The organism is Deltaproteobacteria bacterium IMCC39524 (genome assembly GCA_029667085.1).
GTDB lineage: Bacteria > Desulfobacterota > Desulfuromonadia > Desulfuromonadales > BM103 > M0040.
The window spans coordinates 584084-599975 of the sequence record JARUHJ010000001.1 but is presented as its reverse complement, the minus strand read 5'-3'; the positions used below and the strand labels follow the sequence as shown (position 1 = coordinate 599975).

Below are 15892 nucleotides of genomic sequence, written 5' to 3'. Positions count from 1 at the left end.
GAGAAGATATTGCATTCAGGCCCGTTTCAGGGGGCCTGTCTGTGTTGCTTTCCAGTAGCAAAAAACGTAACAGCAGAGGCTTCGGTTCTATTGCCGAGGTAGCGGTTCTCAAGGGCCTCGTCAAGAAGGGGGAATCTGTTGCATGGTTGTCGGATCCACTTCTCTGAATTGCGGTTGCTGAGATAGCGAGCCAGACACGCCTAGCGCAGCGCCAAGCTTTCTTTTGCTCCGTTGTCTTTGTCGCTACAAAGAAAATGACGTTGCTGTCGGGCAACCCCGACGGTTTTGCTTTTTGTCTCTAAACAAAACCAAACTCTGCCAGCAACTTGAGGCGGCCTTTCGGCGACAGCGAAGCTGTTCAGCAATCATCCTTTACGTTTCATCGGGAATTTTAAAAATCACGTGAACACCGCTCTTGCTTTCCAGTTCTGCCCGGTTGGCCGTGTCGGGGTTGCCGATAACTCCGATGATGGTACGGTTAGCTCCGGTCGACTGATGGAAGTCGAAGTCGTGATCGACCAGGTATTGTTTCACGTCTTCAAGTTCACTCTCGTGGGCATTTTTTCTCATGACAATCAGCATATTTTACAGACCTTTCGTGCGAATCCGCTCGAGGCGGCGTGACTCGTCAATAACACGTTCAAAAAGGCGGATGATGGCCTCGTTTTCCAGTGGTCCGGGGTTGTCCTTGGACATGGCATCAAAGATCCGCTTTTCTCTCGCCGGATCGTAAACCGGAATACTCATCTCTTTTTTGATCTCACCGATCTTTAAAGCCAGCGCCGCGCGCTCGTTGAATATGCGCAGCAGTTCGCCGTCAAGCCGGTTAATCTCCTTACGGTAATCGTCAATTGTCACAATCTTCTCCCGTTCTATGCACTCTCAACCATTGGTAATATTAGTGGCTAGAATGTTTTACGGATCAGGGTGTACTGCTTCCAGTGGATATCATCCTTTTCCAGGTAGTCGATATTGTAGTGCAGACCGCGGCTTTCTTTGCGACGCAAGGCACAGCGGATGATCAGCTCGGCCACTGTGGCGATGTTGCGCAACTCGATAAGGTCTGGAGTAATCAGGAAGTCCCAGTAATAATCTGTAATCTCTTCCTGAATCATCTGGACGCGACGCAGGGCCCTGATCAATCGCTTGTCGGAGCGTACTATGCCGACATAGTTCCACATACAGAGTCGAATTTCATCCCAGTTGTGGGCAACTACCACCTCTTCATCGCTGTCTTTTGCACTCCCTGAGTCCCATGGGTCGATAGTGGGGCAGGGGGGGATGGGCTTGCTGGCAAGCTCCAGTGACTTCTCTGCCGCACGCTGGGCAAATACAATCCCTTCCAGCAGGCTGTTGCTGGCCAACCGATTGGCTCCATGCAGGCCGCTGCAGGAAACTTCGCCAATGGCAAAGAGATTGTCGATATCGGTTTCTCCCCAGGAATCCACCTTGATACCGCCGCAGAGATAATGAGCGGCAGGGACCACCGGGATCGCCTCTTTTGTCATGTCTATCCCATAGGAGAGACAGGTTTCGTAGATATGCGGGAAACGATCCTTGATGAACTCCGGGTCCATGTGCGTAATATCGAGGAAGGCGCAGTCATCTCCGTGGACCTTCATCTCATGGTCGATGGCCCGGGCGACGATGTCTCGCGGAGCCAGGTCTTTCAGCGGGTGGTAGTTCTCCATAAAGGCGGTGCCGTCGCTGCGCCTTAAGATGGCACCTTCACCCCTGACCGCCTCTGAGATCAGAAAACTCTTGGCGTGAGGATGATAGAGGGTCGTGGGATGGAACTGCATGAATTCCATGTTGGCGATGGTTGCACCGGCCCGGTAAGCCATGGCGATGCCATCACCGGTCGCAATGTCAGGATTGCAGGTGTAGAGGTAGACTTTGCCAGCACCTCCGGTTGCAAGCACTGTTATGGGGGCCTCGAAGGTTCCGACCTGGCCCAATTCACGGTTGAGGGCATAAACGCCCAGGCAGCGATCGGGCTTGAGGCGACGCCTGGTAACCTTGGCTTCCGTGATCAGATCTACGGCGACATGATTTTCGTAGATCGTGATGTTCGGATGAGCCTGGACCGCTTCTACCAGGGCCCGTTCGATCTCTTTGCCGGTTTCGTCCTTGGAGTGGTAGATGCGTCGTTGGCTGTGACCACCTTCTCTGGTCAAATCGTAGGACTGGTCTTCTTTACGGGAGAAGTTGACGCCCCATTTGATCAGGTCTTCTATCGCTTTCGGACCATTTTCGACCACCATGCGGACGATTTCATCGTCGGGGAGCCATGCTCCGGCTTCCATGGTATCCTTAATATGTTGCTCAAAAGAGTCGTCAGCATTGGATACAGCTGCGATGCCGCCTTGAGCGAGTCTGGTTGCGGTTGTCGAGATATCCCTCTTTGTAATCAACGCAACCTGGCCATGTTCTGCTACTGTCAGGGCGTAGCAGAGGCCGGCGATGCCGCTGCCGACTACGAGGAAATCAGATGTTATCTTCATATGGGAGATGGCCTGTGGTTTGCAATGTGAATCAATAATGTTAAATCACGGCTCTTTTCAGGGAAACTCATTATCCGAGCGCAACAGGTCCCTGTCAAGACCTAAACTTGTTGAAATACAGAGGTTTTTCATATATACAGGAGTGATGAAAGGTCCCTTTTGATGATTCTCGTGCGTAACATAGCTTTAGTTGTGGTGCTCCTCATGTCGCTATTTGTGGTGATTCCACCTGCTGATGCTGACATTTATCGTTATGTGGACGCCAGTGGTCGCGTGCATTTTACCGATACGCCGACTCACGGTCGCTATGATATGTACATGAAAGAAGAGGCCCCGGTTAAAGCTTCCAATCGTTCCTATCTTGATATTATTCGTCGCCACGCCACGTCGTATCAACTTGAAGAAGCCCTGGTTAAGGCCGTGATCAAGGTCGAAAGTGATTACCAACCGAGGGTTGTCTCCCGCAAGGGTGCTCAGGGCCTGATGCAGTTGATTCCGGAAACAGCGAAGGATCTCAAGGTCTCAAACCCTTTCGACCCTTATGAAAACATCCGCGGTGGAAGTGAGTACCTGCGCATGATGCTTGACCTGTTTAATAATGATGTTGAATTGGCCCTGGCTGCCTATAACTCGGGACCGAGCACGGTCAAGCGCTACGGCGGTATCCCTCCTTACGATGAAACCCAGAAATATGTCAAAAAAGTTAAGCGCTATCTTGACTATTATCGTCAAGCCGGTGACCCCCTCTTATGAATCTGCGCACCGGCCTACTTAACCTGCCTAACCTGTTAACCCTCGCACGCGTTGCCGCTGTGCCGGTTCTGGTTATCCTGTTACTCTCAGATAGTCGTTTCTCCAGCATGTGGGCGGCGGCAATCTTTGGGCTGGCTGCCGTGACCGATTTTATCGATGGCTGGCTGGCGCGCAAGTGGGGAGTTGTTACCGTCCTCGGGAAATTTCTCGACCCCCTCGCAGACAAGCTGATTGTTATGGCGGCCCTGATCATGCTGATTCCCCTTGACCGGGTTCCAGCATGGGCGGTGTTTGTGATTCTTGCGCGTGAAATGATTGTTACTGGCTTGCGTTCAATCGCTTCGTCAGAAGGTATCGTTATCGATGCCAGCGATCTCGGCAAGTACAAGACGATTTACCAGATGATCGCCATTCCCGGCCTGATGCTACATTACGACTACTACTGGTTCTTCGGTCTGGAGTGGGGGGTCTTCCACGTAAATATGCATAACTTCGGTATTTTCTTCTTTGCGATTGCCTTTGTCTTAACCCTCTGGTCCGGAATTGATTACCTGCAGAAGTTTTTCCGTGTCTTTGCTCGCTAATCTTTTTCAGAAGGTTGAAAATTTCGGTTGACTTGTTCGGAGGGCTTTTGCTATAAAGTGCATCCGTTGGCACTGACCGCCGACAATTTTGCGGGACTAACTCAGTGGTAGAGTGCGACCTTGCCAAGGTCGAAGTCGCGAGTTCGAATCTCGTGTCCCGCTCCATAAAATAATGCCCCATGGCTTCATAGCCATGGGGCTTTTATTTTGTCTGCAATCCAAACAGAAAAAAACCCACTTCTGAAAATGAATCGGTACGCTTCAATCCCTCTGGAAACCCGCTAATTGATTAAGGTATTCAGCTTTTAAAATGATTGGCTTGTCCCATTTTGTTATTGACACTCGACGGCCCGAAAAGTTAAAAAAGCAGTTCTGTTTATCTGATTTTATTTATATGCCGTTTGTGTATTCAAACATATCTTTAGGGTTTTTCTTTTGAGGAGGAGAATGATGATGAAGAAACTGTTGGTTGCAACTTTTGCCTTGGCCATAGTTGCCTGTCTTGGCTCTGTTGCCATTGCTCAAGAAGCTGTTCTTTCCGTGTCTGACTGTGTCAAGTGCCACAGTGAGCAGCCAGCTCAAATCGCCGCAGATGGCGCGTCGCATAAAACGGAAATTGATTGCCAGGCCTGTCATGAAGAACATCGTCCCAGCTCACCTGAAAACATCCCTGCTTGTAGTAACTGCCATGAAGGAAGTGACCACTATGAGATAGTGACTCCTTGCTTGAGCTGCCACAACCCGCATCAGCCTCTCAACGTGACCTTGGAAGGCGAGCACAAAGTCGTTTGCGTTTCCTGTCACTCTGGTCCTAACCAGGAGATGGTTGCAAGCCCGAGCAAGCACGCAACTTTCGCTTGTAACTTCTGCCATGCAGACACCCACGGCAATATCCCGAACTGTGTTGATTGTCACGAGCCTCACAGCGAGTTGATGACTCAGGCTGATTGCGCCACTTGTCACCAGGCCCACAAACCGCTTGGTCTGACTTATCCTGCAACGACTGATTCGCAGCTCTGTGCCTCTTGTCATGACACGGCTTTTGCAACTCTTACCGCGAGCCAGGCCAAGCACAGCCAGATCTCTTGCGCTACCTGTCACGCTGACAAGCACATGACGGTTCCTGAGTGTACTGATTGCCACGGTCTGCCCCACGCTGACAGCATGCACAAGCGTTTCCCGACATGTGGTGAGTGCCATAACGTTGCTCACGATCTCAACAACTGGCCTGCCAAGTAAGCAAGAAGAGCTAAGGCCTTGTAATTTAAAGTTGTTTTTTTATCGCCCTGGCTGGATTTTTCCAGCCAGGGTTTGTTTCTGCTGCCAAGCGTCATTTGCCACAGGTTGATTCAACCCTTTTGATGTGACCCCGACTCCGCAGCAACCGGTAGAGTGTGGCTAGTGCCATGGTGAGACCCATAACAAGAAACCGTTGAAAATATTTCCGCATTGTTAGACCTGTCTGCCGGTTAAGTCGTGATCACCGTTGATTTGTAATACGCACCCTGAGGGGTTGGCCTGAACGGGCCAACCCCTTTTTACTTGTTCTAGTGTCGTAGAGGAGTCGTTTCTATGCAGCAGTTACAAGGCCTTGTCGGCCTCTTCTTTCTGGTCGCCCTGGCATGGGGTCTTTCTGAAAGCCGCAAGGACATCAATTGGAGAACGGTGGTCACAGGCCTTCTCCTGCAGCTTGTTCTGGCTTTGATCCTTGTTGAGCTACCGGTCAGCCGGTTGCTTTTTGTATGGCTGAACAATGGTGTGTTGGCGATTGAACAGGCAACCATGGCCGGCACCTCTGTTGTTTTTGGCTACCTTGGCGGCGCACCATTGCCTTTTGAGGAGCCCTTCCCGGGGAGTTCTTTCGTTCTTGCGTTTCGGGCCTTGCCCCTGGTTCTTGTGATCAGCGCACTCTCTTCTCTGCTTTTTTACTGGCGGGTTCTGCCGTTGGTTGTTAAGGGTTGTAGCGCCCTGTTACAGAGGACTCTAGGGATAGGTGGGGCTCTTGGCGTCAGCGCTGCAGCGAATGTTTTTGTCGGCATGGTCGAGGCTCCATTGCTGGTCAGGCCCTATCTTCTGCAGATGACTCGTGGAGAGCTGTTTGCGGTCATGACCTGTGGTATGAGCACAATCGCCGGTACCGTACTTGTTCTTTATGCTTCAATCCTGCAGCCTGTGATACCGGATGCGTTGGGACATATTCTGACGGCGTCCCTGATCAGCGCACCTGCTGCCCTGTCCGTCGCTTTGCTGATGGTTCCTCACTCCGGAGAGCTGACCGCAGGCACTCTGAAACCCTCACTTCAGGCGAAAAGTTCCATGGACGCAATTGTTCATGGAACACTTGAAGGTCTGAAGCTTTTACTTAATATTATCTCTTTGTTAATTGTCTTTATTGCAATGGTTAGTATCGTCAATAGCTGTCTCGGCATCTTGCCTTTTGTTGATGGTGCAGCGCTTACATTGCAGCGCCTTCTTGGCTGGATCTTTGCCCCTTTAGCCTGGGCTATTGGCATCCCCTGGCACGAATCAGCGGTTGCCGGCAGTCTGCTTGGTACCAAAACCATTCTCAATGAGCTGGTCGCATACCTGGACTTGTCAGCTCTCGGGATTGAAGATTTGAGTGAACGAAGTCGGCTCATCATGACCTACGCACTCTGTGGCTTTGCGAACCTTGGCAGCCTGGGGATCATGCTGGGAGGGTTGGGGTCGATGGCCCCGGAGCGGCGCGAAGAGATCGTTTCGCTGGGCTTTAAGTCGATTCTCAGTGGCACCATGGCAACCTGCATGACTGGAGCGGTGGTTGGACTGCTGATTTAACTCTTCGGCGTTGCAGGTAGTTCTCTGGTATTCTATTATCAGTGCTTTGGGAAAAATCTGCTTGTTCATACTTTTATGGAGACATTAACTCCCGTTATGATCGTTCGATATCGGTTGCAACTCTTACTTGTCCTGTTTTTTGCTTTGTTCGCCTGTGGTGCCTTCCCTGATCCAGCCTCGGCTGAGATGCGCCTCTTTGAACTTCAGCACCGTCCGGTTGGTGAACTTGCAGAGATGGTTCGCAACTTGCTAGGTGAGGAGGCCAGAGTCGCTGCATACCGAAACACTTTGGTTGTCAATGCGTCACCTTCGGCGCTTGATGAGGTTGCTCGTCTGGTTGATTCTTATGATCGTTCCAAACAGATGCTTCGTGTCACTATTGAACAGGGCAAAACCTTTTCAGGTCATGAACGTGGTGTCAGCACCTCCGGGCGTCTTCAAAATGACGATAGTCGTATTGTTTTTGATCCTTCGGGAAATAAATCTCCTGCAGGCAGCTCGACAATCATTGTCGATTCCGGTCAGAATCGACTCAAGGTTCGTGGCACTGACAGTCGTTACCGTGAGAGCCGGCAGGTCAGCCAATTTGTCTCAGTGCTGGAAGGCGAACCTGCACTTGTCAGCGTCGGTCGCGCGGTACCCTTTACAATCCAGATGCTGACTTACTGCAGGCAGCATCCAGGCTTTATTGCGACGACCTCCTACGAGAAAGTGGATACAGGGTTTGAAATCCTGCCGACCTTGTATAATGGCATGGTAGAGATGGAAGTCAGGCCTTTTATGGCTTTCTTTGATCGAGACAACCCACAGCAAATTGTTTTTCATGAACTGGCAACAAAGGTCAATGCCCCTGTGGGTGCGTGGTACGAGCTCGGTGGTCATGTACAGACTCAGGATGGCCTGAGCCGTGAGATTTTAGGTGCGGGCAGGGGGAGTGCACAGAACGGCTCTTCGGTCCGTATAAAAGTCGAGACAGAGTAACTGTCAGACAAGACCCGTTAGGTCTTTTGTCCAACCTGTAGAAGGAGCAGTGTATGGCTGTTGTTGAGATCAGTGTCGCACCTCTTGGTACCGCGACCCCTGGCGTTTCCCGCTATGTGGCAGCTTGTGTTGAGCTTGTGACTGCCTCGGGTCTGGTTTACCAGCTGACCCCCATGGGAACGGTCATTGAAGGTGATATGGATGAGCTCTTCCCGCTCTTGCGCAAAATGCATGAAGTCCCTTTTGACCAAGGCGCCGAACGGGTTTCGACGCTGATCAAAATTGACGATCGTCGTGACCAGGGGAGTCATGGCTTGCAAGGTAAGATTGATTCCGTTCTGGATAAGCTGAAAAGCGACTCCTGATCTTCTGCAATAAGGAATTTGAGCTTGACACATTACGTGCCCTTTGGTATTCAAGACACTCTTTTTTTGATGGCTCCGTCGCCAAGTGGTAAGGCAGAGGTCTGCAAAATCTCCATCACCAGTTCGAATCTGGTCGGAGCCTCCAAAATCAACAGGTCAGTCGCTTTGCGGCTGGCCTGTTTTGTTTTCGGCTAGTTTATGGGCACCTTCAGTATTGCGACCATCGTCCTCTTCGTTGTTCTGGGTTGTCTGGCAGGCTTTTTGGCCGGGCTTCTTGGTATTGGTGGTGGCATCATTCTCGTGCCTCTTTTTCTGTGGGCCTTTGACGCCTCGGGCTTCGCTCCGGAGATCATGGTTCATACCGCTTTTGGTACCAGTCTCGCAATTATTATCCCAACGGCCCTCAGCAGCACCTTTGGTCATCGTAAACGAGGCAATGTCGAATGGTACCAGGTCGCTTTTCTTTGCTTGGGTGGGGCTCTTGGTGCGCTCAGTGGCGCCTGGCTGGCTTCACTGCTCAGTGGCGAATGGCTTAAAGGGTTGTTTGGTACGATGCAGATTCTGGTTGCCGTCCAACTTCTGATTTTTAATCCACGCCTCCCGCCGGAACGAAGTAACCATGTCTCACGCTGGGCCTTGGCTCTGGTCGGTTTTGCCGGCGGCGTCTTCAGCTCTTTTTTCGGTGTCGGCGGAGGTGTCATTGCCGTGCCACTCATGGTTATAGCTTTGTGCTTTCCGATTCACCTTGCTGTCGGCAACTCGAGCGCTCTGATCGTTGTGTCTTCTCTGTTCGGAGCCCTGTCGTACATGTTCCATGGCTGGGAATCCAACCTCTTACCACCATTCTCTCTTGGCTATGTCAATTGCCTGGTTCTGGCCCTGGTTGCACCTTTTACGATTGGAATGGCGCGTATCGGTGTCCGTGTTGCCAGTCGTACAACCCATGATAAACTTCTTAAGGCCTTCGCGGGTCTATTGGTCATGGTTGGTTTGCGCATGATCTATCGTGCATGGTTTGCATAACTCCAAGACGGGAGAGCGCATGTTACGTTCAGCTGTTGTTGCAGGGCAATTTTACTCCGGAAATAAAGAACGACTTCTGAGTGATGTCGAAGCCTTGATGGTCTCCGCGACGCCCGAGCCCTCTATTGCGGTGATGTCACCCCATGCTGGCTATGTGTACTCTGGAGCCGTGGCCGGCAAAACCTTCTCACATGTGAAAGTCCCTAAACAAGTCATCCTCCTCGGGCCCAACCATCACGGTCGCGGACATGCCGCTGCGGTCTACGCAAATGGCGCTTGGGAGACTCCCCTCGGGCGAGTGGAGATCGCTTCACCTCTGGCCGGGCGTTTGTTGGCAGAATGTTCTATGGCCGCTGATGATGTTACGGCTCACATGGATGAACATTCTCTCGAGGTGCAAGTTCCTTTCCTGCAATACGCGTCTCCCGGTCTGCAAATTGTTCCGCTTTGCATCGATCGTCTGCCCCTGGATACGCTTCTGGCCCTTGGCGATGGTCTGGCACGCGTCATCTCCTCCTGTGAGGAGCCCCCGCTGATTGTGGCCAGTACTGATATGACTCATTACGAAGCAGGGGAGGTTGCCCGTAAGAAGGATTCCCTTGCTTTGGAAAGGGCTTTGGCTCTCGATCCTGTAGGGCTTTACGAGGTCGTATACGAGAACAAGATCTCCATGTGCGGCGTCTTGCCGACAGTCGTTATGCTCAGGGCTGCGCTTGCTCTTGGTGCCACGCAAGCAGAGTTGGTTGCATACAGTAATTCCGGTGATGTGACCGGAGACCAGTCTTCCGTCGTCGGCTATGCCGGCGTGCGTGTCTTTTGAATGTCGTGACAGGCTTGCCACTCACCATGAATTCCGGTATAAAGCGGGTCACTTAAGAAGTGGCCTCTTTATTTTGAAAATTATCAACGCGGAGGCATGGAGTTGCGGGAATTTTTTTCAGCGCCTCTGCGTCTCCGCGTTGAATTCATAGTCTCAGGAGTTTTTGATGTCTGATTTGCGAGTTCGTTTTGCCCCGAGTCCAACCGGTTACCTGCACATTGGTGGCGCCCGGACGGCCCTGTTTAATTACCTGCTGGCCAAGAAAGAGCAGGGCACCTTCGTGCTGAGGATCGAGGACACGGATGTGGAAAGATCTACCCAGGAATCTGTCGATGCGATCTTGCAGGCTATGGACTGGCTGGGTCTCAGTTACGATGAGGGCCCTTTTTACCAGTCGGAACGTTACGATCTCTACAAGAGTAAAGTCTCTGACCTGCTCAACAAGGGGCTCGCTTATCGTTGTTACTGCAGCTCCGACGAATTGAACGCCAAACGTGAAGCCGCAATGAAGTCCGGTGGCAAGCCGCGTTACGACGGCACCTGCCGCGAGCGTACTGATCAGCCTGAGGCCCCCTTTGTTGTTCGTTTCAAAACGCCTCGTGATGGCAATACTGCTTTTGTCGATCGTATCAAGGGCACGATCTCGGTTGAAAACGATGAGCTTGATGATCTGATTATCCAGCGCACCGATGGCAACCCGACCTATAACTTCGTTGTGGTGATCGATGATGCCGAGATGGGCATCAACCTCGTTATTCGTGGTGATGATCATGTCAACAACACAGTACGCCAGATTCCCATGTATAAAGCTCTTGGCTACGAAGTCCCGGAGTTTGCCCATGTGCCGATGATCCTGGGGGCCGACAAGAAACGTCTCTCCAAGCGACATGGTGCAACCTCCGTTATGGTTTACAGGGAGATGGGCTTTCTTCCCGAGGCTATGGTTAACTACCTGGTGCGCCTTGGCTGGTCGTTCGGTGATGAAGAGATCTTCTCAATGGATGACTTGATCGAAAAGTTCAGCCTCGATAACGTTGGCCGATCAGCGGGAGTTTTTAACCCGGACAAGCTGTTGTGGCTGAATGAGCATTATATCAAGACCGGTGATCCGCAGCGCCTTGCAGGTTTGGTCGCAGAACTGATTGAGAAACAGGGCGTTGATATTGAAAACGGCCCTGATTTGACAGCTGTTGTTAAAACCCTCCAGGACCGTGCCAAGACGCTGGTAGAGATGGCGGAGGGCGCTCACTTCTATTTTGTTGCTCCGGAGACTTATGAAGAAGCCGCGGCAGAGAAGTTCCTTAACCTCGAGCAACGACCGGTTTTGGAGTTACTGATCAAGCATCTGGGTTCGCTGTCGTCTTTCGCGTTGGCCGATGTTGAGACCGCTTTCAAAGCGTTGATGGAAGAGAGTGGATTGAAGCTGGGCAAGATTGGCCCGGTCGTACGTGTCGCGCTTACGGGTGGTACTGTCAGCCCAAGTATCTATGACGTTGTCAGTGTGCTGGGTCAGGACGCTGTCATGGCACGACTGAATAAGGCCCTTCTGTTCCTCGATTAAGCCCATGCGGATTTTAATTTCTTCCTCCCCGCCGTGTCGGTGGGGGGGATTCGTTACGCACACTCATCAACAGCAGGGCAAGACTGCTATGCTGACTGAGGAGGGAATAAAAGATGCCCTTTGTAAACATCAAGATTACTAAAGACGGAGCAACTTCTGAACAAAAGGCTCGGCTCATCAAGGGCGTCACTGATTTACTGGTCGAAACCCTTGACAAGAACCCGGCGACAACGGTGGTTGTTATCGAAGAAGTCGATACCGACAGCTGGGGAATTGGTGGGGAGTCCGTAACCGTTCGTCGTTCGAAAGAGTCCTGATCCCCTTGCTCATTCTCTGACTTCAACCACTCAGAAAGACTGAGCTTTAGGCTTCATGGCTTGAGTTGCAAAAAAAGTGTCAGTATTTGATTTTTTCTCTTGCCAAGGCAGGACTCCTTTTAGTATGTTACGCCTCTCAATTGACGGAGATTTATCATAACGTACAACCTGATGCGATCTTGAAATTGAGAGAGCTGCACATGGTGGCACATTTGACCACATAGCATTAAGGTTACATTACAGTGGGGTGTCGCCAAGTGGTAAGGCAACGGGTTCTGATCCCGTCATTCGGGGGTTCAAATCCTCCCACCCCAGCCACAGATTCAACAGGGGAACATTTTCCCCGTGAGAGCATAGTTTATATGCGCTCTTCGTCTAGCCTGGCCTAGGACACCGCCCTTTCACGGCGGCGACAGGGGTTCGAATCCCCTAGGGCGTACCATTCAGGAACCCCGTAGCTCTTTAGAGTTGCGGGGTTTTTGTTTTTAAGCCCGCTGGCTCCTTGCCTCTGCCCTTATTCACAGTTCCTTAAATCCTGATTGACCTGCACCAGCCTCTCTAGTAAAACTTACTTGGCGTATCGATATTTAAGAGTCATCAGCCCTTCCTGCAGGAGCTACATTTTGACTGAACTTGATAGAAACAATCTCAACCCGCAGCAATTTGTTTTTTGGCTGCCGCCTGAAGGACACATGATTCATGTCGGGCCCGAGCAGCAGCCTGTTGCCTTGCCGCAGATTCCGTTGCCGATCAAGATTGCAGACATGGAGGCGTTAGGCGCTGCAGAGAATCTGCCCGGTGACAACGCCATAGGGGAGGGCGTTTATGATTATCTCCGCCAATTTCCGGAGTGTCTCAACAATCAGGAATATGCTGAGCTTCTGCGCGACGGCTATTCGCACTTTCTGGCCGACCTGGCTGCTCACGTTGTCATGCTTGATAAAAAAGAAGTTGATCCTGCCTATGTTTTTCGCAAGCTCACCTATCTCAAGATTCTACGTCTGCTCGAGCCTGACAATGCCGGACTCGTGTGGCAACTGGCGCAAGGGTTTTACGCTCTGGCATTAACCTTTATTGAGCTCCCCCAAGTTCGCCGCAATTTGCTTGATGCCATGCGCTTCGGTCAGAATCTGTTAAAACTTAACCCTGAGGATCCCGCGGCGCTCAGCTTGCTGGCAGACATTGATATCCTGTTCGGTGATTATCCGACCGCAATGAACCGCCTGCGAAAGCTTTTGGATCTGCTTACTGATGAAGCAACAATCACAAAGGTAAAGGCTCGCCTCGAGAGATGCGTCGAAATCGGCTTTCCGGATCACCCATTGATGGATGACCTGGAGTGTATCGGGCATGCGATGCAGCTTTACTCGGCTGAGGACTATGCTTTAGCGACAGAGTTGCTGGAGCGTCTGGAAGAAGACGCTTATTTCATGTCTGAACTTAAATCGGCAGATTTTCTCTGTCTGCTGGGCATGTGTCGTCTCAAGATGGAAGATAGCTCCGGAGCCTTTGATGCCTTGAGCCAGGCCCTGGAAATGGACTCGGAACACGACCAGGCCAGAGTTGTGCTTGAGTCAGTCTAAAGGTCAAATCTCTTGACCGTTGTTAAGGCAGGCAATGAATATTTAACGCGTAAGGCGTGGAGTTTTTATGCAAAATATTGGTTTAGGCGATGTCATTTTTATCATCCTGATCCTTGGTGTTGTTCATGGCATCATGCATCTTGTCTCCTCAAGCCGGAAGCGGAATTCTTCATCTGAGGATGATTCTGAGCATTCGTAAATGTTATCCTCCTGTCTTTGATGACGCTCTCTAGTTGTTGTTCCTCTTCATTCCTCGTGCTATGATTGGCAACTTATTTCAGCTTGCAACCAACTACCTGGTTTTATAAATGAAACAAGGCTTCTCATTTCTTTTAATGCTCACCATTTTATGGTGTGCATCGTCCGCGTTGGCATACGATGCCACCCTGTCCACACTGTGGCCGCTATGGGATTATCGTGCTTCTGACGCTGCCGACTATAAAAGTACCCACCTGCTTGGTCCGTTACTGAAGTATGAAACCAAGGGTTTCGAAACGGAATATGCACTACGACCACTCTTTTATCGAGCGGTTGACGATGAGGGTGTCTCTGAGACGGACGTCCTTTATCCACTCTTTGGCCTCAAAAAAGAACAGGACTCGAGCAGTTTTCATGTCCTGCGCCTTTTGAGTTTTGACCATGGTAGCCCGGCATCGGGTAGCCGCAACCGTTCTTACCTTTTCCCTTTCTTCTTTTATGGTGAAGAAGAGCAGGGCAAATACAAGGCTTTCTTTCCCATTCACGGGACACTCTATAACTGGTTTGGCCGCGACCGCATATCCTTTACCCTTTTTCCTCTCTATGGTCGCACCGAGCGCAAAGGGACTCGTATTGACAATGTCCTTTGGCCCTTTTTTGCGCGCATCTCCGGTGAGAATGAATCTGGCTTCAAAGCCTGGCCAATTTATGGGCAAAGTCAGAAAGAGGGTGTTTATCGCAAAAAGTTTTTCCTCTGGCCGGTCTTCTTTTCAGAGTCGCTCAGACTGAATACTGATAATCCACAAGAGGTGCGTGCGGCGTGGCCATTCTATATCAGGAAAGACTCTCCCAAGAAATCTTCCCGGACAGTTCTGTGGCCTTTCTTTTCAAAAGTAGAAAACCGTGAAAAAGAATACGTGACCTGGAACGCTCCCTGGCCACTGGTGCGCGTGACCAAGGGCGACAAATATCACGGTCTTAAAATACTGCCCTTCTTTTCCGATGAAACCATGGATGTTAAAAGAGAGAGATGGTATCTTTGGCCGGTATATAAAATCGAAGAGATGAATTCAGAACTGATAATGCGACGACGGGATCGCGTCCTTTTTTTCCTCTACTCCGATCTGAGGGAAGTTAAGTATGAAACGGGCGATTCATTGCGCCGAATCGACTTCTGGCCTTTTTTCGGTTATAAAAACGTCAACGGTGTGAGCCATCTGCATGTATTGTCGCTGGTTGAACCGTTTTTCCCCAACAACCAGTCGATCGAAAGATTATGGTCGCCATTGTGGCGTGTTTATCAGCAGAAATGGGATCAGCAGGGAAATCGTGTTGTCAGCTTGCTCTGGAATCTCTATTGGAGCGAGAAACAGGGTGATCGTTTAGCCTGGGAGCTCTTCCCTGTTATCCAGTACCGCAAGGACTCGCAAGCTGAAAGTGATATCAGCTTCCTTAAGGGCTTAGTTCGCTACCGTAAAGACCTTGACGGCAAGAAGCTCAACCTCTTTTATCTGCCATGGGGCATCCAATGGGGCCGTGATGCAGGATGAGACTCTTAAGTCTTTTGGCCTGTTTGTAAATATCGAGCAAAGAGACGCATTTAATGCAAATTCTAAAGCCCATAGGAAATAGTGTTCTTTATGTAGGGCAGACAGTCGGTGAGATGATCGCTCTTTTGTGCGAGATGCTCTACTTCTTCAAGGAAGCGCCCCGCAACCTGACCAGCATCTTCCGTCAGATGAGTATTGTCGGTATTGAGACTTTGCCGATTGCGATGCTGGTCGCTCTCTTTGTCGGTATGGTTCTGTCGGTGCAAACAGGCTCTGAGCTCGCGCTTTACGGCACGCAAGAGGCTATCGGCGCCATTGTCGGCCTCTCCATGGTTAAGGAGCTTGGTCCGGTGATGACCAGCCTCCTGGTTGCCGGACGCGTTGGCTCGTCGATGGCAGCTGAGATCGGCGCAATGCAGGTTTACGAAGAGATTGACGCCCTCAAGACCCTGGAAATCAACCCGGTGCGTTATCTGGCCATGCCGCGGCTGATTGCCTGCCTTTTCGCTGTCCCTGCCCTGGTTGCTTTCGCCATGGTTGTCGGTATCATCGGGGGTGGTGTTGTCGCTGAGGTTAACCCGAAAATTGATGTCCCCTTTAATGTTTATTACGACAACATGACGCGCGCGATTAACTATAAAGATATTGTCAAAGGTCTCTTTAAATCAATGGTCTTCGGTGGCATTATCGCTCACGTCGGGTGTTATGTTGGATTCAAAACGAGTGGTGGCGCCAGGGGCATCGGCGAGTCGACGACTCGATCTGTTGTCCTCTCCTTTCTGTTAATCATGATCGCCAACTACCTTCTGACACGATTCATGATTTAAGGACCCAGA

General features: G+C 50.9%; 16 protein-coding genes and 4 tRNA genes. 17 read left to right on the top strand and 3 right to left on the bottom strand.

What is annotated here, in order from left to right; genetic code table 11:
- Positions 1–372 precede the first annotated feature (372 nt).
- Genes P9J64_02850 through nadB form a run of 3 tightly spaced genes read right to left on the bottom strand, consistent with a single transcriptional unit; the run spans position 373 to position 2504 of the window.
- A complete protein-coding gene (locus P9J64_02850; GenBank protein MDG5467252.1) occupies positions 373–582 on the bottom strand; it encodes a hypothetical protein in 210 nt (69 codons plus the stop codon).
- 3 nt (positions 583–585) lie between these two features.
- Entirely contained in the window at positions 586–858 is a 273-nt protein-coding gene (locus P9J64_02845; GenBank protein ID MDG5467251.1) for a chorismate mutase, read from the bottom strand.
- A 47-nt stretch (positions 859–905) separates the two neighbouring features.
- The gene (nadB, locus tag P9J64_02840) at positions 906–2504 is read right to left on the bottom strand and encodes an L-aspartate oxidase (GenBank protein MDG5467250.1); all 1599 of its coding nucleotides are present in this window, start codon (positions 2502–2504) and stop codon (positions 906–908) included.
- Between the two features lie 204 nt (positions 2505–2708).
- On the opposite strand from nadB, the gene P9J64_02835 reads away from it, so the two are divergent.
- The 17 genes from P9J64_02835 to P9J64_02755 all read left to right on the top strand — a co-directional run bounded on the left by P9J64_02835 (position 2709) and on the right by P9J64_02755 (position 15883).
- Complete coding sequence (locus P9J64_02835; protein ID MDG5467249.1) at positions 2709–3257, top strand: lytic transglycosylase domain-containing protein; 549 nt, start codon at positions 2709–2711, stop codon at positions 3255–3257.
- Entirely contained in the window at positions 3254–3841 is a 588-nt protein-coding gene (gene pgsA, locus P9J64_02830) for a CDP-diacylglycerol--glycerol-3-phosphate 3-phosphatidyltransferase (protein ID MDG5467248.1), read from the top strand. Before P9J64_02835 ends, pgsA begins: the two co-directional genes overlap by 4 nt.
- A 90-nt stretch (positions 3842–3931) precedes the next feature.
- Positions 3932–4006, top strand: a tRNA-Gly gene (locus P9J64_02825).
- Positions 4007–4288: 282 nt separating this feature from the next.
- On the top strand, positions 4289–5080 hold the full coding sequence (locus tag P9J64_02820) for a cytochrome C (GenBank protein ID MDG5467247.1): 792 nt from the start codon (positions 4289–4291) through the stop codon (positions 5078–5080).
- Between the two features lie 333 nt (positions 5081–5413).
- Positions 5414–6658: a nucleoside transporter C-terminal domain-containing protein gene (locus P9J64_02815; protein MDG5467246.1), complete on the top strand. Its 1245-nt coding sequence runs from the start codon at positions 5414–5416 to the stop codon at positions 6656–6658.
- A 75-nt stretch (positions 6659–6733) separates the two neighbouring features.
- Positions 6734–7639 (top strand): hypothetical protein, encoded by a 906-nt coding sequence (locus P9J64_02810; GenBank protein ID MDG5467245.1) that lies wholly within the window; start codon positions 6734–6736, stop codon positions 7637–7639.
- Positions 7640–7692: 53 nt separating this feature from the next.
- Positions 7693–8004, top strand: a complete 312-nt coding sequence (locus P9J64_02805; GenBank protein ID MDG5467244.1) for an MTH1187 family thiamine-binding protein — start codon at positions 7693–7695, stop codon at positions 8002–8004.
- 71 nt (positions 8005–8075) lie between these two features.
- A tRNA-Cys gene (locus tag P9J64_02800) sits at positions 8076–8149 on the top strand.
- A gap of 53 nt (positions 8150–8202) precedes the next feature.
- Entirely contained in the window at positions 8203–9027 is an 825-nt protein-coding gene (locus P9J64_02795; protein MDG5467243.1) for a sulfite exporter TauE/SafE family protein, read from the top strand.
- Between the two features lie 19 nt (positions 9028–9046).
- Positions 9047–9847 (top strand): AmmeMemoRadiSam system protein B, encoded by an 801-nt coding sequence (gene amrB / locus P9J64_02790; GenBank protein MDG5467242.1) that lies wholly within the window; start codon positions 9047–9049, stop codon positions 9845–9847.
- Positions 9848–10013: 166 nt separating this feature from the next.
- Positions 10014–11408 (top strand): glutamate--tRNA ligase, encoded by a 1395-nt coding sequence (gene gltX, locus P9J64_02785; protein MDG5467241.1) that lies wholly within the window; start codon positions 10014–10016, stop codon positions 11406–11408.
- A gap of 113 nt (positions 11409–11521) precedes the next feature.
- Positions 11522–11725, top strand: coding sequence for a 4-oxalocrotonate tautomerase family protein (locus tag P9J64_02780; protein MDG5467240.1), 204 nt, complete (start codon positions 11522–11524; stop codon positions 11723–11725).
- Positions 11726–11968: 243 nt separating this feature from the next.
- Positions 11969–12043 (top strand) — tRNA-Gln (locus P9J64_02775).
- A 46-nt stretch (positions 12044–12089) separates the two neighbouring features.
- Positions 12090–12167: transfer RNA gene (locus P9J64_02770), tRNA-Glu, on the top strand.
- A gap of 181 nt (positions 12168–12348) precedes the next feature.
- The gene (locus P9J64_02765) at positions 12349–13308 is read left to right on the top strand and encodes a hypothetical protein (GenBank protein MDG5467239.1); all 960 of its coding nucleotides are present in this window, start codon (positions 12349–12351) and stop codon (positions 13306–13308) included.
- A 335-nt stretch (positions 13309–13643) separates the two neighbouring features.
- Positions 13644–15056 (top strand): hypothetical protein, encoded by a 1413-nt coding sequence (locus tag P9J64_02760; protein MDG5467238.1) that lies wholly within the window; start codon positions 13644–13646, stop codon positions 15054–15056.
- Between the two features lie 53 nt (positions 15057–15109).
- On the top strand, positions 15110–15883 hold the full coding sequence (locus P9J64_02755) for an ABC transporter permease (protein ID MDG5467237.1): 774 nt from the start codon (positions 15110–15112) through the stop codon (positions 15881–15883).
- Positions 15884–15892: the final 9 nt, after the last annotated feature.